Raw genomic sequence first — 19,293 nt, 5'->3', positions numbered from 1 at the left:
CGCTTCCTTATGAGGTTAAGGTCTGATTTAACAGGGCAAGCACCTGGCTGGCGTCACCCTGCTTCAGTTGATTGATGAAATCCTGATGGATAATTTTGCGGCATAGCGTGCCGATGATTTTGATCTGCTCCTCTTCACCGGTTTGCGGCACGCCGAGGCAAATCCAGCAGTTGACGCCTTCGCCGTCGCTCGCCTTCCAGTCAAGACTCTGGGTTTTACGGGCAAACAGAACAAAGGGTTGCTTCACGCAGACGCTTTTTCCGTGAGGAACGGCGATACCTGAGCCGAATCCCGTGGAATGCAGTTTTTCCCGCATCAGTAGCGTTTGCAGAAATAACGGACGATCGGTGATATAGCCATTCTTAAACGCTATTTCCGCCAGCTGTTTGAGAATGGAATAAGGGGTGTTGCCCTGAATATTCAGATCAATACAGTGTGCGCCGAGTTCTGACATAGAGTGACTCCGTTAAAATCATTTTTATGATTTTAACGATGAACAGACGATGAGATGAGCGGCAATATGTCAGCGGGCAATGACATAATTCGCGCTAAGCATGTGCAGGCTTTGTGCACAAGCCCACATTTTGACGCCTCACACCGGGAAAATAGAGGCGTTGTGGACCTCTTAATCGTAAAAAAAAGCGATGGTTATCACATTTTTCTCTTTTTATAAAAGCGACATAACCCGTTGCCGAGGGCGTCTTAATGTCGGTTTTTTCATATTTAATTAACTCAATGATAAGTAAGGAAATTAAAAAGCAATTTATAGATAAAATTCAATTTACAAATGAGATATGCATCACAAAAAACAGCTTTATAATGAGCTTGTCAATATTAGGTGATTACAAATTTATCAGCATTATGTGATCTTCATTGCAAATATCAAGCATGGAGTCAGGGAAAAATGTTTCCACGGACGCTTCGGAGGAAACGCAATGAAAATGGGTATTGTCATTAGTGGTGGAGACGTTTCTGGAATAAATAATTTCATATTCCAGGTCGCCAGACTCGCAGATGCAAAAATTACGTTATTCAATGGTGGTATTACCGGCTTGCTGGAGAAAAATCACCATGACGTGACATGGCGGGATTTGGTCGATTTTTCTATCGCGGCGATACCTGTTATTACCTCGGGAAGAACCACCCGGAAGTTGCAGCGTAGCGAGTATGAAACGATCGCCAGAAAACTTAAGTCGTTGCACATTGATGTGCTGATTATGGCGGGCGGCGACGGCAGTTTACAGTTTCTCAATACCCTGAGCGAGTTTGATGTTAATTGTTTTGGCGTAGGGATGACTATCGATAATGATGTTTATGGCAGCCATTATACGATTGGTTTTTCGACCGCCTGCGAACAGATTATTAAGGAGGTTTCACGTTTAAGAAATACCGGCAGAGCGCTGCCCGGCCGCGTGTTTATGGTGGAATTGTTGGGCGGATATTGTGGTGAATTAACCCTGCAATCGGCCATTAAATGTAATGCAGATATTGCCCTGATCCCGGAATCCCAGATGCCGCTTGAAACCTTAGCGCAGCGGGTGAAGCAGAAACTGGCCATCCAGAACAGCGTGATTATTCTGTGCTCCGAAGGCTACACCCGAGAATATTCTCCCGGCTTTCAGGGAGCGATTGACACAATGATTAAACAACTCGAACCGCGAATTGGCGAGCGAATTCGTAAAACGATAGTCGGTTACGGTTTACGGAATGGCGATCCGACCTGTGAAGAAATTTATCAGGGCACCATTATGGCGAGCGAAGTGGTTCGGTGCATCCAGTCAGGGATGAAAAATAAAGCGATTATTATAAATCAAAGCAATAAACCTATTCCGATTGATCTCGTAAGTATGAAAAAACGTCTGGTTGATACAGAAGGACATCATTACAAACTTGCCAAACAACTCAATATTATTTGAGGAGACCTTACATGCTGAAAATTCTTTGCGTATGTGGCTGCGGCCTCGGTTCAAGTTTTGCTATTGAAATGACGGCGAAAGCGGTTTTAAAGAAACTGGAAATTCCTGCGCATATCGAACATACCACGGTATCCGAAGCGGGAGCGTTTAAATCTGACATGATCCTGACGCAAAAAACCTTTGCTGATATCTTAACGGCTGATGCCAGCGAAGAAGAAATTAAACGGGTCGTGGTTCTGAATAAGCTCACAGACAAAGACGAAATTGAAGCCAAGATCGTCGCGTTTTTAAAAGAGCGGAATCTGAAGGTAGCCCATTATGAATAGCTTCGTTGAATTCATCGTTAAAGATTTGCTCGGTCAGGCGTCGATATTAATTGCTTTTATCGCGATGCTCGGGCTTATCCTGCAAAAGAAATCGCCGGGAAAAACCGCTGAAGGCACGTTTAAAACGTTGCTCGGTTTTTTAATCATGATGGCCGGGATTAATATTATTGTCGCCACACTGACCTTCCTGAACGATATTTTTACTCAGGGATTTGGCATGAAGGGTTACATTACCGATGTGGCCGCCATTGCCGGATTAGCCAACCGCGAGTTGGGCTCAGAAGTGGCGTTAACCCTGATGGTGATTTTTGCTGTCAACATCATCATCGCGCGTCTGACGCCGCTGAAATACATCTTCCTGACCGGACAGGCGTTATTGTGGATGGCGACCATTGGCGCGGTCATTGGCTATAAATCGGGTCTTACCGGACTGCCGCTGATTCTGACCGGTGGTATTTTTGGCGGCATCATGGCGGTTCTGATGCCTGCGCTGGCGCAACCGGTGGTCAGACGTATCACCGGCTCGGATGATGTGGCGCTGGGACACTTTTGCACCATTGGCTACCTGGTACAGGCGGCGGTGGCTAAGGTGGTGGGCAAAGGGTCCCGCTCCACGGAAGACCTCGAATTACCTGATAACTTCAAGTTCTTACAGGATACCTACCTCGCAATGGCGGTCGTGATGGTACCGATGTACCTCATTCCGGCGCTGGCGGCGGGTCCGGAATATATCGCCCAGTTCTCCGGTGGTGTTAACTACCTGATGTATGCCTTCATGCAGTCCATTCAGTTTGTGGCTGGCGTCTTCGTGCTCTACAGCGGCGTGCGTTTGTTGCTCAACGAACTGGTTCCGGCGTTTCGCGGTATCGCCATGCGTATCGTCCCGGATGCTAAGCCCGCGCTGGATTGCCCGGTGCTGTTCCCTTATGCGCCCAACGCGGTGATTGTTGGATTCCTGGCGACAACCGTTGGTTCCATCATTGGCATGCTGGTGTTCCCGATGTTTGGTCTGGCGATGATTCTGCCGGGTCTGTTAACCAACTTTTTTGCCGGGGGGACGGCGGGGGTCTTTGGCAATGCGCTGGGCGGTCGTCGCGGGGCGATGATCGGCGGCGTGGTTCACGGTCTGTTCATCACCTTCTTGCCTGCGATTCTGGTGCCGATGCTGGAAACCTACGGTTTCACCGGCGTCACGTTCAGCGATTCAGACGTCATCAGCTCTGGCCTCGTCTTAGGCCACGCCTTCCAGAATAACTGGCTCTTTGTTGCGTTGTTCATTGTTTTTGTTGCCGCACTGGCATGGTTCGTAAACGGTAAATCCGCTAAGCCAAAAGGGGAAAATGTTCATGAGTCTGTATAACTTCAACGAGATCCTTAAAATCGGCCAGGAAAGAAATTTCAAAGCGATTGGATCTTTTAACCTGCACTGTATTGAAATGCTGCCCGCGTTTTTTAAAGCGGCGCAAAAAACGAATAGCCCGTTGATGATTCAGATTTCAACCGGGACGGCAGAATATCTGGGCTATCGCCTGTTAGTGGATGCGGTGCGTTCGCTGGCGGAGAGCGAGGATGTCCCGACCTGCCTGCATCTGGATCACTGCTCTGATATCAGCTCCATTGAGACGGCGATGAATGCTGGGTTTTCCTCGGTCATGTATGACGGCTCGCACCTGGGACTGGAAGAGAATATCGGTAATACCCGCATCGTGGTGGAGATGGCGCGACCACGAAATATTACGGTGGAAGGCGAGCTCGGGGCTATCGGCGGCTCAGAAGATGGTAAAGCGGTGGCGGCGGAGGATATCTGCTTTACGACGGTAGAAGATGCCAAACGCTTTGTTGATGAAACGCAGGTCGACATGCTGGCGGTGTCGGTGGGTACGGTGCACGGTTTGTATACCGGCAAGGCGCAGATTCAACATCAGCGGCTGAAAGAGATCAGCGCCGCGACCGCTGTTCCGCTGGTATTACACGGTGGAACAGGGGTGAGTGATGACGATATGCGTCTGGCGGTCACTGAAGGCATTAATAAAGTGAATGTCGGTACGGAAATGAACGTGCAATGGGTCGATCAGTGTAAAAACACCTTTGAGAAAGGCAAGGTGAATGACAGCGTACGTAAGTTTTTAATTCCGGCAAATAATGCGGTAACCCAGGTATTAATGGAAAAGATCGCTTTATTTAAATAACGCCGTTATTAATGAATGATATTTTGTTGCCCTGTTGTCCATCAGGGCGGGGGATCGCTATGTTTGAATCTTTGAAATCGTTATGGAAAAAAGAAACACGCCCGCCGGAAGAATATGATGAACAATCCCGTGTTCTGGCGGAAGAAATCGCCAGGCTGGAAGGTGAACTGCAGGGCAACCCAGGTAATGGCGAAATACAGAAAGCATTAATGCTTACCTATAACCGGGCGCTGTCGGTTTATGCCAAAAGCCAAACGCACCGACAGGAAATTGATTCGCTTTTTGTACGTATAGATGCGTTACGTAATGTTATTCGCCGGAATATTTAGAGCCAGATTCATTAAGCTCTTAGGGAGTCGTCATGACGATAAAAGAATTACTTATCGAGGCCGATGCGATTCAGGTTGGCGTAGCAGAAACTGACTGGCAGAAGGTGATTCAACTGGCGGCCAGTCCATTGGTTGCAAAAGGGTATATTTCAGCGGAATACGGTCAGGCGGTTATCGACAACACCCTCAGTCATGGGGCGTATTATGTGTTTGATGAAGGCGTCGCGATCCCCCATGCCCGTCCAGAGTGTGGGGTGAAGCGTAACTGTTTTAGCATGGTGCTGCTGGATAAGCCCATTCAGTTTGCTGACAGTGAAGCCGCCGACATTGTCATTATGTTTGGCGCGCAGGACAGTAATGCGCATATCGAAGAGGGCATTCGCGCCATCGTCGCCTTACTCGATAATGATGAACGCATGGCGAAGCTGCGAGCGGCAAGTTCCCGCGAAGAGGTGGTCGCGCTGCTATGAAACGACACCTCTCGCCAGACTGTAAAACAGTCATTTTAATCAACGGGATCCCCGCTTCGGGTAAAAGCACGATCACCCGGCAGTTATCGGAAGCATTTAGCCTGCCGCTGCTGACGATTGATGGGATCAAAGAGCCGTTTATGGCGCGCTTTACGGATATCGACCGGCCTTTCAATCGGCAGTTAGGCTGTGCGGCCTATGAGGTGATCTGGTCGATTATCGGCCACTCTCCGGCGAGCGTCGTCTGGCTGGTTGACGCCTGGTTCGGCTTTCAGCCTCGTGAAACGTTACTGCGACTATTGCAGCAGGCGGGCGTTGAGAAGGTGGTTGAGGTGTGGAACCACATTACGCCCGAGCTCGCGGTGACGCGCTACGCCACGCGGCTACAGGCCCGTAAGTCGGGCCATCCTGGTGAGGAGTATCTGCCTGAACTGGCGCAACTGGCAGCACGCGCTGAGCCGATGCGGCTCGGGCCGGTATTAACGGTAGACCAGGCGCAAGCGTTGGATATTAACGCCGTTATCACCTGGATAGACGAACAGATAGCGAAAACCTGAACGATAAATTGTCGTTAACACGTTAAGGGCGCCCACGGGCGCTTTTTTAGTGTATCCCCGCCATCCGCAGCAGTGCCGTGACCACGGCAGCGGCAATAATCACCACAATCAATGGCATTTTTCGCCAGGCGAGGAAGACCGCGAAGGCGACGCCGAGGACGCGCGCCATGCCGGCAAAGTGCTCGCCTTCATAAAAGGTGGTGGCCAGCGCGACGGAAAACAGCAGTACCGTGGCGGCATCGGATAACAACGCCTGAGAACGTTCAGAGAGTGCCAGTCGGCTGCCGAGTTTGGCGCCGCCGAGGCGCATTAAGTAGGTTCCCACCGATAAAATGGCGATGCCGACGATGAACAGCGTCATGTTGCCCATTATTTCTTCCTCGTCAGTAAACCCAGCAGGGAGAGCAGAACCGGCAGTCCGACCGGTGCAAAGGGAACGGCGGCGAGCGACACGACGGCACCGCTCAGGCCACGAATCAACGTGGTGCGGTTTTTAAACGCCGGGACGACGAGTGCCAGCAGGATGGCCGGGAACACGGCGTCCAGTCCAATGGTTTCCGGGGCGGGCAACAGTTGCCCCACCACCGTACCCAGCAACGTTCCCAGCGGCCACAGAATGGCGACGCCAAGGCCGCACAGCCAGTAGGCGGCTTTGCGCTGCTCCGGGGTTTTCTGCGACAGGCCGAACACCACGCTTTCATCGTTCATAATATGGCAGCCGAAAAAGCTCGCCGCGCGGGTGCCGACCAGGTCGCGTACCGTCACGCCAAACGGGACATGACGGGCGTTAACCAGTAAGCCAGCAGCAGCGGCGGCTAACGGATTGCCGCCGCTGGCGACAATGCCAATAAACATAAATTCGGACGCCCCCGCCAGCACACAAATAGAGAGTACAAACGGCACCCAGACCGGGAAGCCGTAAGCCATCGCCAGCGAACCGTAGGACATCCCCACCACGCCCACGGCCAGGCAGACCAGAAAGATTGCTTTTATTGTGTCTGCCTTCAGACAGGAGAAGAAGCGCGTCATGATTTAGCCATATCGAACGAATTTCCATTATAATGAACGCAACACAGATGTTTGACAAGATGAACGATTCGTTCGATATAAAAAACATGGAGTCGTGTATGACACAACCCATCAGCGTGATTGCTAAGAGTCTGGTTCGCGAACGTCAGCGAACGGGGCTGTCTCTGGCAGAGATCGCCCGACGGGCGGGGATTGCCAAGTCGACGCTTTCCCAACTGGAAGCGGGAAATGGTAATCCTAGCCTGGAAACGCTCTGGTCGCTCTGCGTGGCGCTGGATATTCCCTTTGCACGGCTGCTGGAGCCGCAGGCGCAAAAAACGCAGGTGATCCGTTGCGGTGAGGGCACCAAAGTGGTGGCCGAACAGGCGCACTATCAGGCGATTTTACTGGCCGCCTGCCCGCCAGGCGCACGGCGCGATATCTATCTGCTGTTGACCCAGCCTGGAGCCGACCGCATTTCTCAGCCGCATCCGCCGGGATCGATAGAACACATTATTGTGACGAAGGGAAAAGCGCTGGTCGGCCTGACGGAAGCGCCGGAAGTGTTAGGTGAGGGCGACTATATTTGTTATCCCGCCGATCAGGAGCATATCTTTAAAGCGCTGGAAGCCGATACCCAGGCGATTCTGGTGGCCGAACAGAGTTTAGCGAACCTGGAATTTCACCGCTATGGTATGCAAAAGGCGCCATCGAATGATTACTTTTAATTATTTTCTTTCTTAACTCATATTTAATTGTTTTTATGATATTTCGTTTATTTTAGCCCTTTTGTTATATTCCTCACGAACTGAAAGCTTTCTGCGTTTACACAAAGAAAGCTGCGTGTTAGTAATTGTTGGCCTGTGGCGTTGTAACAGTTGATTATTATTTTTATCAATTGCTGCCGTTGTTAAATATAAAAATAATACATATTACCTTGTTATTCATTCTGCGTATTTCTAAAAGAAATACGCTGTTCATTATTTATTTAAAGGAACGCGAATAAATGAAGGAATCGACGCTGGCTTTAGCAATAGGTCTATTATTAATTGCTAATAATAGTTTTGCTAAAACGCAAAAAATGACACTGGAACAACGACTCGAACAGCTGGAAGCGCGACTGGAAGCGGCAGAAAACCGGGCGGCGAAGGCGGAAAATCAGGTTCAGCAATTACAGACCCAGCAGGCAACTGAAATACGTGAGATTAAAGCGGCACAGGGCAATACGCCCGTAAACGGTCAGACCTCTGCGGAGGAGACGAAAAAGAATGCCGCGACGCCGAATCTGCTGCTGTCCGGTTATGGCGATCTGAAAATCTACGGTGACGTAGAATTCAACATGGATGCAGAAAGTAATCATGGCCTGCTGGCAATGACCAATGCCAATGTTAATAGTGACCCGACCAACGAACAGTGGAATATTAATGGCCGAATTTTGCTGGGCTTTGACGGCACGCGTAAGTTAGATAATGGCTATTACGCCGGATTCTCCGCCCAACCGTTAGGTGATATGAAGGGCATGGTGAATATTGATGATGCCGTCTTCTTCTTTGGTAAAGAGAATGACTGGAAGGTGAAGGTCGGGCGCTTCGAAGCCTACGATATGTTCCCTCTTAATCAGGATACGTTTGTTGAGCACTCGGGGAATACCGCCAACGATCTGTATGACGACGGCAGCGGCTATATTTACATGATGAAAGAAGGCCGTGGTCGTTCTGATGCCGGCGGCAACTTCCTCGTCAGCAAGCAGGTGGATAACTGGTACTTTGAGTTAAACACCCTGCTGGAAGAGGGGACTTCACTCTATAACGATGACGAATTCCACGGTCGGGCAATGGAACAACAGAGGAGCGTTGCCTATTTGCGTCCGGTTATTTCGTGGTCACAGGATGCGTTCTCAGTTGCTGCCGCGATGGAATCGAACGTCGTCAATAACGCTTATGGTTACACTAATTCAAACGGTAAATTTGTCGATCAGTCCGATCGTACCGGTTACGGTATGACAATGACGTGGAACGGTTTAAAGACCGATCCGGAGAATGGCATCGTGGTAAACCTGAATACCGCGTATCTGGATGCCAACAACGAAAACGACTTTACTACCGGGGTGAACGCGCTGTGGAAGCGTTTTGAGCTGGGCTATATCTACGCGCATAACAAGATTGATGATTTTGAAGGGGTAGTGTGTGATGACGGCTGCTGGATTAACAATGAAGGCACCTATGACATTCATACTATTCACGCGTCGTATCAGTTCGCTAACGTGATGAATATGCAAAACTTCAATATTTACCTTGGTGCATATTATTCGATTCTGGATAGCGACGGGGATAACGTGAACGGTGACGATTCTGACAGTCGCTACGGTGGGCGCGTTCGCTTTAAATATTATTTCTAAACGAAAGGGCCCGGTAGCGCTGACGCCTACCGGGCTCATCGGTTACTCCAGATAAAACACGTCTTTCAGCTCCGCGCTCACCGGGCTGTTATCCGGGTTCGCGGGCATGACGTCACGCATATGCTTCCACCAGCGCTGACAAACGTCGGTGCTGGCAACGGCGTTCCAGCGTTCTTCGGACTCAATCTCGACGGTTGCGAACAGCAGATTGCGGTCTTTATCGAGATAAATCGCGTAATGATGCGCACCGTGAGCCTTCAGCACCGCTTCCAGCTCCGGCCAGATGGGATTATGACGACGCTGATACTCCTCGTGCGCGTCGGCATTCACCTGCATCACGAACGCTTTGCGGATCATAACGCCTCCAGGTACAGCTCGCGCACATCGTCACGGCTGGCGGTACGCGGGTTGCACGGTGCGCAAGGGTCAGCCAGCGCTTTGTCCAGCCAGCCTTCGATATCCTCTTTAGTGACGCCGAGCTGGCTGAAACCTGCCGGAATGCCGACGCGTTTGCTCAGCGCGCGGATGGCGTTGATTGCCTCCTGACTCGCGGCTTCATCGCTCATACCACGGGTATCAACACCCATCGCCTGCGCGATACGGGCAAAACGCGCTACCGCGTTCGGACGGTTAAAGTTTTCGATAATCGGCAGCAGGATAGCGTTACAAACGCCGTGCGGCAGGTTATGCGTGGCACCCGGCTGGTGCGCCAGAGCGTGAACCAGTCCCAGACCGGCGCTGTTAAACGCCATACCCGCCAGATACTGACCAAATGCCATCTGCTCGCGCGCTTCCAGGTTGTGACCATCATCAACCGCTTTTGGCAACCACAGGTTGATCAGGCGAATCGCCTCCAGCGCATTGGCGTCGGTTAGCGGGTGCGCGCCGACAGAAACATACGCTTCCACCGCGTGGGTCAGCGCATCCATACCGGTTGCCGCCGTTACGGAGGCCGGGATTTCCAGCATCACGCTGGCATCGTCCACGGCGATGTCCGGGATGATGTTCGGATCGATGATGACCTCTTTCACCTGGCGTCCGGAGTCGATAATGACCGCGTTACTGGTCATTTCGGCGGCTGTCCCAGCGGTGGTATTGATAGCAACCAGCGGCACGCCGGGGTTTTTCACTTTACCTACGCCGGAATAGGCGGTGGAGGGGCCAGGGTTTGCGGTGAGTATTTTCACGGCTTTGGCGGTATCGATCGGGCTGCCGCCACCAAAGGCGATGATGTAATCACAGTTCGCACCCTGATAGGCCGCGTAACCTTTTTGTACCAGCGCTTCGGTCGGGTTCGGGAACACTTCATCGAACAGGTGGTACGACATTTTGTGCTCATCCAGCGCCGTAAACAGGCTGTCGAGCAGGCCCAGCTTAACCAGTTGACCGTCGGTGACGATCAGCGCTTTGCCCCATTGCTTATTCGCAACGAGGTTCACCATATCGCCAATCGCGCCCGCGCCATGCAGACTGATTTTCGGAAGTGCCAGCATAAAGCTCATGTTTTTTCTCCTTAAAGTGATGATATTTCCGGCGGCAAAACTCCATGTCGCCGGAGGGATTCAGATTCGTCGTCGTTGCATAACCCGGCGCGTCAGGATGGGTAGCGAGATAACCACAATCAGCATCGCGCCGATAATGATCGACATGACGATGCCCGGCACGTTGAGCAGACTCAGACCGAAGGACACCAGCCCCATCAGGAAGGCCGCGATGATGACGCCGGTCATACTGCCGGAGCCGCCGAGAATATTGACGCCGCCCAGCACCGCCATCGTTACCACCGCCAACTCCCAGCCCATCGCGATGGTGGGACGCGTACTGCCAAGTCGGGAGGTGAGCAACACGGCGGCCAGTCCCGCCATGAGTCCGACCAGGGCGAATAAAATCAGGTTGTGGCGTTTGACGTTAATGCCGGAATACCACGCGCCCACCGGGTTATTGCCGATGGCGTAGGTGCGGCGACCAAAGTTTGTTTTGTGCAGCAGGAAGGTGAACGCTATCGCCAGCACGATAAACAGCGCGAACTCGAACGACAGCGCCCCCCAGACATAGCCCTGACCAAACCACGCAAAACTCTCCGGCCAGGCGTTCAGCGCCTGATCGCCGAGCAAAATGTAGGTTATGCCGCGATACAAGCTCATGGTGCCGATGGTTATCACAATGGACGAGAGGTTGAACCGCGTGACCAGGATGCCGTTCAGCAGCCCGCACAAGAGTCCGGTTCCCAGTCCGACACAGACCAGCAGGGGCGTATCCATCCCCGCCGCCGCGCAGAATCCCATGGCTGTCGAACTGAGCGCCAGGGTCGAAGCCACCGAGAGATCGATCTCCCTGGCGATAATCAGCATCGCCATCGGCAGTACGATGATCGCTTTTTCGGTGAAGTTGAACGTCGCGTCGGAGAGATTCCAGATATTAAGGAAGTACGGCGAGGCCAGCGCATTGACGATAAATACCGCCAGGGTGACGGTAAGCAGAAAACCTTCCCAGCACAACAGGCGTTGCCAGACCGCACGCGTATCGGGGGCGCGTTCGATCGCTTCAGACGTCATCACTTTACTCATGAGTTCACCGCCTGTTTTTGCCGTGCCAGTGCCGCGTTGCGCAGAATTAAACGGCCTTTCTGTTTATTGCTGCGTTCATTAAGCAGAACGGCAATCACGATCACCGCGCCGGAAATCGCCATCTGCCAGAAAGGTGAGATGCCAATGACGGGCAAAGCGTTATTGATAACGCCAAGGAACAACGCGCCACACAGGCAGCCGAGAACGCGACCGATCCCTCCCATCGTACTGATCCCCCCAATCACACAGGCTGCCACAACCTGTAACTCAAAACCGTTAGCTACATCGACATAGGCAACAGCGAATCGGGAAATCCACAGGTAGCCGCAGAAACCGGCGAGGGCACCCGACAGGCAGAAGCTGACGAACTGCATTTTCCCGGCGTTGATCCCGGTGTAGTACGCTGCGGTGGCGTTACCGCCTGCGGTGTAAAGTGCCCGCCCAGTGCGGCTGTAGCGCAGGAAGTAGCTCACCACGATAACGGCGGCGATAGCACACCAGCTCAGCATCGGCAGGCCAAGCAGGACGAAACGGGGGAGGGCGAGGAAGCTGTCGCTCATCTGATGCGAGTTAATCCAGCCGCCGTTCGACAGCAAAAAGATAATGCCGCGGTAAATGCTCATGGTGCCGAGCGTGACCACAATCGCCGGAATACCTAATTTCCAGACCAGCAGACCGTTGATCATCCCCATCACCAGGCCACAGGCGGTTGCCAGTAACATCAACGCCCAGACGGGGATCTCAGGATGCTGGAAGTTGAGCAGGGCGACGATCATCCCGGTGAGCGCCAGATTGGCGGCCATCGACAGATCGATACCTTTGGTTAGCAGCACCATCATTTGCCCGAGCGCCAGGATGATAAGAATGGCGGTGTCGTTGAAGATTTCGGCCAGGTTGCCGGGGGAGACAAACGACGGGACGCGACTGCCGATGGCGGCGATCATCAGGAGGATGACCGCCGCCAGCAGGGCTTCGCGATGTTTAAGCAGATGCTGAATCATTATGCTGCCTCCTTAGCGATGCCGCTGGCGGCGCTGACAATGGCCTCCGCCGTGGCTTCACCGGCGCGGTATTGCGCGACCATCAACCCTTCGTGCATGACAATAATTCTGTCTGCCATGCCCATCACTTCCGGGAGTTCTGAGGAAACCATGATCACCGCCAGACCTTGCGCCACCAGTTCGGACATAAACTGGTGCACTGCCGCCTTCGAACCGATATCAATGCCTTTGGTCGGTTCGTCGAGAATAATCACTTCAGGATGGGTGGCGAGCCATTTGCCAATGACCACCTTTTGCTGATTGCCGCCAGAGAGCGTTTCGACCGCCTGACGCCAGCTAAAGGCTTTGACCTGCAGGCGTTTGGCGTAGCTGTCAGCCAGTTGCCACTCCCGCGCCGCATTGAGCACGCCGCGCGGATTCAGCTTACTCAACTGCGGCAGGCTGATGTTCTCGGCGATACTCATTTCAATGATTGCCCCCTGTTTTTGCCGCTCTTCCGGCACGCAGACAATACCGGCGCGAATCGCATCGGCGGGCTGATGAAAATGAATGGCCCGCCCGTTGAGGCGGATCTCACCGTGAGAAGGCCGGGAAACGCCGGACAGCGCCTGCATCAGTTCGGTACGCCCCGCGCCCACCAGTCCGTAGAAGCCGAGGATCTCCCCTTTTCTCAGGGTGAAATCAATGTGAGCAAATTCGGTGGGATGACAGAGATCTTTCACCTCCAGCACCGTCTCGCCTTTCTCACTGGCCACTTTCGGGAAGGTTTGGGTAATGGCGCGTCCCACCATCATGGCGACCATCCGCTCTTCGCTAATCTCATGGATGTCGCCGGAACTGACAAACACGCCGTCGCGCAGAATGGTGTAGTAGTCCGCCAGTTCAAAGATTTCATCAAACTTGTGAGAGATAAACAGAATCGCTTTGCCTTCCTGCTTCAGGCGCTCAACGATTTGATAAAACTCCAGAATTTCGTGCTGTGACAGCGCTGCGGTTGGCTCATCGAGAATCACCACCTGGGCCTCAAAGGAGAGCGCACGGGCAATGGCCACCATATGGCGCTGCGCGATACTCAGGGTTTTCAGCGTGGCGTGCGGATCGATCTGCACCTCAAGCCGGGTGAGAATTGCCAGTGCCCGACGGTGCATTTCTGGCCAGTCGAGCTTTTTGAGAAGACCTTTATACAGGTACTGGCCGACAAAAATATTCTCGGTCACTGACAGCTCATCGAACAGCACCGTTTCCTGATGAATCGCGGTGATGCCGACTTTATGCGCCGCTTCCGGATTCGGGAGCCGAACAGGAATAGCTTTGTAGAGGATTTCCCCCTCTTCTGGCTGATAGATACCGGTCATCACTTTGACCAGCGTGGATTTACCCGCGCCATTTTCGCCCACCAGCGCGGTCACTTTGCCAGGCCAGAGATCGAGCTGCACGTTCTCAAGGGCGCGCACGCCGGGGAATATCTTGGTGATTCCATGAAGTTGTAGTAAAGGGGTGGACATGTCAGTTCTCCTCTTCATGTAGCGTTGCCGGATGGCGCTAACGCTTATCCGGCCTACAAAACGTATCGGTACTCGCCGGCCGGATAAGCACAACGTCATCCGGCGGCGTGACCCTGGGATCAGAAGATTTTTGAGAACTTATCAATGTTGCTGGCATCGTAGACGAATGGCTTAGCCATCGCGCCATTGCCGTCGGCATCCAACTGCACTTTGCCCAGTCTCCCCATATTGGCTTCGGTTTTGCTGGCGGTGCCTTTGACCAGGTCGACCGCCAGATACGTTGCCGCATAGCCCAGATCGATAGGGTTCCAGATCGCAAAACTTTTCGACGCGCCCGACTTCACCGCCCCCGCCATTTCAGACGGCAAGCCAAGGCCGGTCACGTACACTTTGCCAATTTTGCCCTGATCCTTCACCGCCTGTGCCGCGGCGACAATGCCGACGGAAGAAGGGGAGACGATCACTTTCAGGTCAGGGTAAGATTTGAGCAGCCCCACCGCTTCACGGTAGCTCTTGTCAGAGAGATCGTCGCCATAGGCCACGGTCACCAGGTTGATGGACGGATACTGCGCAAGCACCTTTTTCATCTCCGCAATCCAGATATTCTGGTTGGTCGACGTTGGCGTGGCGCTCAGGATCGCCACATCCCCTTTCTCCACGTTCAGCGCCTTCAGCGCATCGGCGGCGAGCTTGACGTTGGTTTCGCCGATCAGCGCATTATTCGACGGATTAAGGTGGATCTGCCGACCCGCAGGCGCCACGCCGGAATCCCATGAGACCACTTTGATCCCGCGCTGCATCGCTTTTTTCAATACGGGCACGACGGCATCGGGATCGTTGGCGGAGATGGCGATCGCATCAACACCCTGGGCGATCAAGCCGTTCAGAACTTCGATCTGGGCTTCTGCGGTGGTCGTGGTGGGACCGGTGTAGATCACGTTGACATCACCGATCTCTTTGGCGGCTTCCTGGGCACCGACGTTTGCGGCTTCGAAGAATCCATTACCTAACGATTTCGCCACCAGGGCGATTTTCACTTCAGCTAAAGCGGAACCGGACAACGCCAGAATGGCAACGGTGAGGATCAAGCTTGTCTTTATTTTCATTGCTTTTACTCCACATAATGTTGATTCCCATAGGGAATGGTTTGGATTTGCAGGTGACAGAGTTCGCCCCGTCTCAGTGAGCGGGGCGCGATGTTGTTATCAATACAGTTCTAATGCACTGGCGAGCGGGGTGACGCCAAAGCGTTTACCCAGCGCAATCAGCTCCTCGCGGCTGATGGTTTGCTTCATACCGCCCATCGACAGCACTTTGACTAACACTTCAGCGGACTTCTCGGCGGTATCGATCAGCCCAAACGCTTCATCCAGCGTCGGGCCGCTGCCGAATACGCCGTGGAATGGCCACAGCACCAGCGAATGTTTCTGCATTTCTTGCGCGGTAGCCTGGCCTATCTCGTCGGTGCCCGGCACCATCCACGGCAGAATGCCCACGCCATCCGGGAAGACCACCAGACACTCGGTACTGCCTTCCCACAGTTTGCGGGTGAAAAGCGCGGTGCTGTTTTCCAGCACATAGGTCAGGGCGATCAGGTTGGTGGCGTGGCAGTGCATGATCACGCGATCTTTACCTTGAGTGGTCTGGATGCGCTCGCAGTGTGACAAGAAGTGTGCCGGTAGCTCAGAGGTGGGAACCGCCTCGTTCGTCAGCCCCCATAGAATGTGGTAGCCCGCCCCGTCGCTGTCCACTTTCACGATGCCTAAATTGGCGGCGGGATCGAGCTGTACGTTGCGGAAGAATTTACCTGAGCCGGTTACGATAAACGGCGTGTTCGCCAGCAGTGGCATTGGCTGGCTCAGGGCAATGTAGCGCGGCGCACGATGGAAGTCGGCGCTGAAGGGGGAGAGGTCCGCGTCATCGAGACGCAGCGTCAGGTTACCGCCGTTGCGCTCATCCCAACCTTTCAACCAGGCATCGGAGGTGGCTTTAATCATTCCCTGAACAAACCAGGCGTCGAGAATATTTTGCATAAAAGATGTACCTGTCTTAGTAAATGCCCGATGGCGCTGCGCTTATCGGGCCTACGATGTTGAGAGTGTCAGTAGGCCGGATAAGCGCAGCGCCATCCGGCATTCGTGTTTCATTTATTGCCGGATGGTGACGCGATGCGTCTTATCGGGCCTACAAACTACGATGTTGAGTGTGTCAGTAGGCCGGATAAGTGCAGCGCCATCCGGCAATGATGCGTTAACCGCGTTTGCTCAAAATCTCTTTCTCATAGGCGCGAACGCTCTCCAGCCACTGGCTACCGGTTGGCGTGTCATGGCGCTGGCAATACATCTCCCATACCGCCTGCCACGGCAGACATTTCTGCTCTTCCAGCAGTGCCAGACGCGCGGTGTAATCACCGCTGGCTTCCAGTTGGCGCAGATGTTCGGTCGGTTCCAGCAGGGCGCGCAGCAGCGCTTTTTTCATGTTGCGGGTGCCGATGACCCATGCCGCGATGCGGTTGATGGAAGCGTCGAAGAAGTCGAGACCGATGTGGACGCGGTCGAACAGGTTGTGGCGTACGATCTCGCTGGCAATCGCCTGGGTTTCATCATCCAGCAGCACCACGTGGTCGCTGTCCCAACGCACCGGGCGGCTCACGTGCAGCAGCAGACGCGGCACGTACAGCATGGCGGCGGAGATCTTGTCTGAGATCACTTCAGTGGGATGGAAGTGGCCGGCATCGAGACACAGCGCGGTCTGGCGACTGGTGGCGTATCCCATGTAGAACTCGTTGGAGCCGACGGTGTAGCTTTCCGCGCCGATACCAAAGAGTTTGCTTTCGACGGCGTCGATATGGTGCGCCGGATTCAGTTTTTCACTGATGACCTCATCCAGCGCCTCCATCAGGCGCTGACGCGGGGCCAGACGGTCCACAGTGACATCTTTCATGCCGTCCGGGATCCAGATATTCATCACCGACGGCGTACCCAGTTGTTCACCAAAGTAAGCGGATACGCGGCGGCTGGCCTTGCAGTGGTCGATCCAGAACTGGCGGATGTTGTCATCGGCGTGCGCCAGCGTGAAGCCGTCTGCGCTCAGCGGATGCGAAAAGCAGGACGGATTGAAATCCAGACCGAGTTGATGCGCCTTTGCCCACTCCACCCAGTTTTTAAAGTGCTCCGGTTTGATTTTGTCGCGGGCGACCGGGGTATCCGATTCCAGATAGATAGCATGCAGATTCAGTCGTTTGGGACCAGGGATCAGGCTGAGCGCCTGTTCCAGATCGGCGCGTAGCTCACGGGCATTGCGCGCTTTACCCGGATAGTTGCCGGTGGCCTGAATACCGCCGGTTAGCGACCCTTCCGGGTTTTCGAAACCGGCTACGTCATCGCCCTGCCAGCAGTGCATCGAGACCGGCAGACGATCGAGCTGGCGCAAAGCCTCCTCGACATCAATACCTACTGCGGCGAAGCGTTGTTTCGCCAGTTCCCAGGCTTGTTCCAGTTGAGTGGTCATGCGCAAAGCTCCTTTGTCTGTCGTTTTGAATGAAATTGCGCGATATAGCGGGCAATCTCACTATCAGGATTGGGGGTAAAAGTGGTCAGGTTGTCGTTGGCGGTGACCACCTGGCGGAAGTCATCGACGTTGCTCAGTTCATCCAGCGTCATCAACTGGATACCGATGTTGCCGAGCGTGGAGGCTTCAACAGGGCCGGCGATGACGCGGATACCGCAAGCATCGGCGCAAAGCTGGTTCAGCAAGACGTTCTGGCAGCCACCGCCAACAATATGCAACTGGCTGAAAGACTCGCCGCGCAGCGTCGCCAGTTCCTGCAACACATCGGCGTACAGCAGCGCCAGACTGTCGAAAATACAGCGGGCCAGTTCCGCATCGCTGTCGGGCACCGGCTGCCCGGACTCGCGGCAGGCGGCCTGAATTTCGGCACTCATGTTGGCGGGGTTGATAAAGCGATCGTCATTCGGGTTGATCAGGAAACGACAAACGGACAATGACTGCGTGGCGGCAATTAACGCGGACAGGTCGTCCACCTGACGCTCTTTCAGAACACGCTGTAACAGCCACAGTCCCATGATATTTTTCAGTACCCGATAACGCCCTTCCGCGCCGCCTTCGTTGGTGATGTTCGCTGCCAGCGCGGCGTCGTTGGTGTAAGGCGTTCTGCTTTCAAAGCCCATTAACGACCAGGTGCCGGATGAGAGATACGCGCTGTGTTTATCGGCCAGCGGCGAGGCGATTACCGCGCTGGCGGTGTCATGACTGGCGACGGCCACCACCGGGATTTGATTTTTCTGTGGGCAAATCCAGTAACCAATCACGTTGCCCGGATGCGTGGGGCGGCCAAACCAGGCGTTGTCCGCCCCCGTCCACGCCAGCAGCGTTTCATCCCAGTCGTCGCTGTTGATATTCACCAGTTGAGTGGTGGTGGCGTTGGTGTATTCCCAGTTCAATTCTCCGGTCAGACGAAAGCTGAAGTAGTCGGGAATCAGCAGGGCGTGCGCGACCTGCGCAACCTGTTCCGGCTGTTGTTCGACCTGTGCGCGCAGTTGGTAAAGCGTGTTGAACGGCAGGAACTGGATCCCGCTGCGTTGATAAATCGCGCATTTACCGAGCTGTTCCTGCGCGCGCTGCATCACTCCCGTGGTGCGGCTGTCACGGTAGGAAACCGGTAGTCCGACACGCTGACCTTGTTTATCGAGCAGGACATAGTCCACGCCCCAGGTATCAATACCGATACTGTCAATGCGGATACCTTCATCGCAGACTTTTTCCAGACCCAGGCGGATGGCGTCTTCGAGGCTGTCGAGATCCCAGGTGTCGAAACCGTCCTGCTTTTGCAGGCAGTTAACGAAGCGGTGAATTTCACGCAGCGTCAGGGTGCGATGTTCACTGTCATAGCGCGCCAGCATTACGCGTCCGCTGGAGGCGCCAAGATCGACAGCGACACAATGGCGAAAAGTCATAGTGAGGTCCTTCTGAGTTTCATTAAGCCCAGTCTAGAAAACCTCGTCATG

General features: G+C 53.8%; 20 protein-coding genes and 1 pseudogene. 9 read left to right on the top strand and 12 right to left on the bottom strand.

Going from position 1 to position 19,293, the window contains the following annotated elements:
• Positions 1-7: 7 nt before the first annotated feature.
• Positions 8-454, bottom strand: a complete 447-nt coding sequence (locus ACERJC_RS21505; RefSeq protein ID WP_373672450.1) for a PTS fructose transporter subunit IIA — start codon at positions 452-454, stop codon at positions 8-10.
• Between the two features lie 481 nt (positions 455-935).
• On the opposite strand from ACERJC_RS21505, the gene ACERJC_RS21500 reads away from it, so the two are divergent.
• The 7 genes from ACERJC_RS21500 to ACERJC_RS21470 are packed head-to-tail and all read left to right on the top strand — an operon-like array spanning position 936 to position 5,787.
• Positions 936-1,916, top strand: coding sequence for a 6-phosphofructokinase (locus ACERJC_RS21500; protein WP_373672449.1), 981 nt, complete (start codon positions 936-938; stop codon positions 1,914-1,916).
• An 11-nt stretch (positions 1,917-1,927) separates the two neighbouring features.
• The gene (locus ACERJC_RS21495) at positions 1,928-2,242 is read left to right on the top strand and encodes a PTS sugar transporter subunit IIB (protein WP_042325486.1); all 315 of its coding nucleotides are present in this window, start codon (positions 1,928-1,930) and stop codon (positions 2,240-2,242) included.
• The gene (locus ACERJC_RS21490) at positions 2,235-3,602 is read left to right on the top strand and encodes a PTS sugar transporter subunit IIC (RefSeq protein WP_125370347.1); all 1,368 of its coding nucleotides are present in this window, start codon (positions 2,235-2,237) and stop codon (positions 3,600-3,602) included. The genes ACERJC_RS21495 and ACERJC_RS21490 overlap by 8 nt, the downstream gene beginning before the upstream one ends.
• On the top strand, positions 3,589-4,431 hold the full coding sequence (locus ACERJC_RS21485) for a class II fructose-bisphosphate aldolase (RefSeq protein ID WP_373672448.1): 843 nt from the start codon (positions 3,589-3,591) through the stop codon (positions 4,429-4,431). The genes ACERJC_RS21490 and ACERJC_RS21485 overlap by 14 nt, the downstream gene beginning before the upstream one ends.
• 59 nt (positions 4,432-4,490) lie before the next feature.
• Positions 4,491-4,760, top strand: a complete 270-nt coding sequence (locus ACERJC_RS21480) for a hypothetical protein (RefSeq protein ID WP_286632419.1) — start codon at positions 4,491-4,493, stop codon at positions 4,758-4,760.
• Positions 4,761-4,792: 32 nt separating this feature from the next.
• Positions 4,793-5,230, top strand: a complete 438-nt coding sequence (locus ACERJC_RS21475; RefSeq protein ID WP_042325494.1) for a PTS sugar transporter subunit IIA — start codon at positions 4,793-4,795, stop codon at positions 5,228-5,230.
• The gene (locus tag ACERJC_RS21470; protein ID WP_152401115.1) at positions 5,227-5,787 is read left to right on the top strand and encodes a P-loop nucleotide/nucleoside kinase family protein; all 561 of its coding nucleotides are present in this window, start codon (positions 5,227-5,229) and stop codon (positions 5,785-5,787) included. Before ACERJC_RS21475 ends, ACERJC_RS21470 begins: the two co-directional genes overlap by 4 nt.
• A 46-nt stretch (positions 5,788-5,833) precedes the next feature.
• Here ACERJC_RS21470 and ACERJC_RS21465 read toward each other — a convergent pair whose 3' ends face one another.
• Positions 5,834-6,157, bottom strand: coding sequence for an AzlD domain-containing protein (locus ACERJC_RS21465; RefSeq protein WP_286632417.1), 324 nt, complete (start codon positions 6,155-6,157; stop codon positions 5,834-5,836).
• Entirely contained in the window at positions 6,157-6,816 is a 660-nt protein-coding gene (locus ACERJC_RS21460; protein WP_286632416.1) for an AzlC family ABC transporter permease, read from the bottom strand. Before ACERJC_RS21460 ends, ACERJC_RS21465 begins: the two co-directional genes overlap by 1 nt.
• Positions 6,817-6,914: 98 nt before the next feature.
• On the opposite strand from ACERJC_RS21460, the pseudogene ACERJC_RS21455 reads away from it, so the two are divergent.
• Positions 6,915-7,460: pseudogene (locus tag ACERJC_RS21455) on the top strand (helix-turn-helix domain-containing protein); the annotation flags it as partial.
• Between the two features lie 341 nt (positions 7,461-7,801).
• Entirely contained in the window at positions 7,802-9,193 is a 1,392-nt protein-coding gene (locus ACERJC_RS21450) for a carbohydrate porin (RefSeq protein WP_373672447.1), read from the top strand.
• Positions 9,194-9,235: 42 nt separating this feature from the next.
• On the opposite strand, the gene rhaM is transcribed toward ACERJC_RS21450, so the two are convergent.
• The 9 genes from rhaM to rhaB form a co-directional block, all read right to left on the bottom strand.
• Positions 9,236-9,550, bottom strand: a complete 315-nt coding sequence (gene rhaM, locus ACERJC_RS21445; protein ID WP_152401122.1) for an L-rhamnose mutarotase — start codon at positions 9,548-9,550, stop codon at positions 9,236-9,238.
• A complete protein-coding gene (fucO, locus tag ACERJC_RS21440; RefSeq protein WP_286632414.1) occupies positions 9,547-10,695 on the bottom strand; it encodes a lactaldehyde reductase in 1,149 nt (382 codons plus the stop codon). Before fucO ends, rhaM begins: the two co-directional genes overlap by 4 nt.
• A gap of 60 nt (positions 10,696-10,755) precedes the next feature.
• A complete protein-coding gene (locus ACERJC_RS21435; protein WP_373672446.1) occupies positions 10,756-11,760 on the bottom strand; it encodes an ABC transporter permease in 1,005 nt (334 codons plus the stop codon).
• A complete protein-coding gene (locus ACERJC_RS21430; protein WP_373672445.1) occupies positions 11,757-12,761 on the bottom strand; it encodes an ABC transporter permease in 1,005 nt (334 codons plus the stop codon). The genes ACERJC_RS21435 and ACERJC_RS21430 overlap by 4 nt, the downstream gene beginning before the upstream one ends.
• A complete protein-coding gene (locus ACERJC_RS21425; RefSeq protein ID WP_373672444.1) occupies positions 12,761-14,266 on the bottom strand; it encodes a sugar ABC transporter ATP-binding protein in 1,506 nt (501 codons plus the stop codon). The genes ACERJC_RS21430 and ACERJC_RS21425 overlap by 1 nt, the downstream gene beginning before the upstream one ends.
• A 119-nt stretch (positions 14,267-14,385) precedes the next feature.
• Positions 14,386-15,372: a rhamnose ABC transporter substrate-binding protein gene (gene rhaS, locus ACERJC_RS21420; protein ID WP_152401132.1), complete on the bottom strand. Its 987-nt coding sequence runs from the start codon at positions 15,370-15,372 to the stop codon at positions 14,386-14,388.
• Between the two features lie 99 nt (positions 15,373-15,471).
• Positions 15,472-16,299: a rhamnulose-1-phosphate aldolase gene (rhaD, locus tag ACERJC_RS21415; protein WP_286632412.1), complete on the bottom strand. Its 828-nt coding sequence runs from the start codon at positions 16,297-16,299 to the stop codon at positions 15,472-15,474.
• A gap of 217 nt (positions 16,300-16,516) precedes the next feature.
• Positions 16,517-17,776, bottom strand: coding sequence for an L-rhamnose isomerase (gene rhaA, locus ACERJC_RS21410; RefSeq protein ID WP_373672443.1), 1,260 nt, complete (start codon positions 17,774-17,776; stop codon positions 16,517-16,519).
• On the bottom strand, positions 17,773-19,242 hold the full coding sequence (rhaB, locus tag ACERJC_RS21405) for a rhamnulokinase (RefSeq protein WP_373672442.1): 1,470 nt from the start codon (positions 19,240-19,242) through the stop codon (positions 17,773-17,775). The genes rhaA and rhaB overlap by 4 nt, the downstream gene beginning before the upstream one ends.
• Between the last annotated feature and the right edge of the window lie 51 nt (positions 19,243-19,293).

The sequence above is a fragment of the Citrobacter telavivensis genome, from assembly GCF_041807075.1.
In the GTDB taxonomy this organism is placed as follows: Bacteria; Pseudomonadota; Gammaproteobacteria; order Enterobacterales; family Enterobacteriaceae; genus Citrobacter_A; species Citrobacter_A telavivensis.
This window is presented reverse-complemented; position numbering and strand designations above follow the sequence as displayed.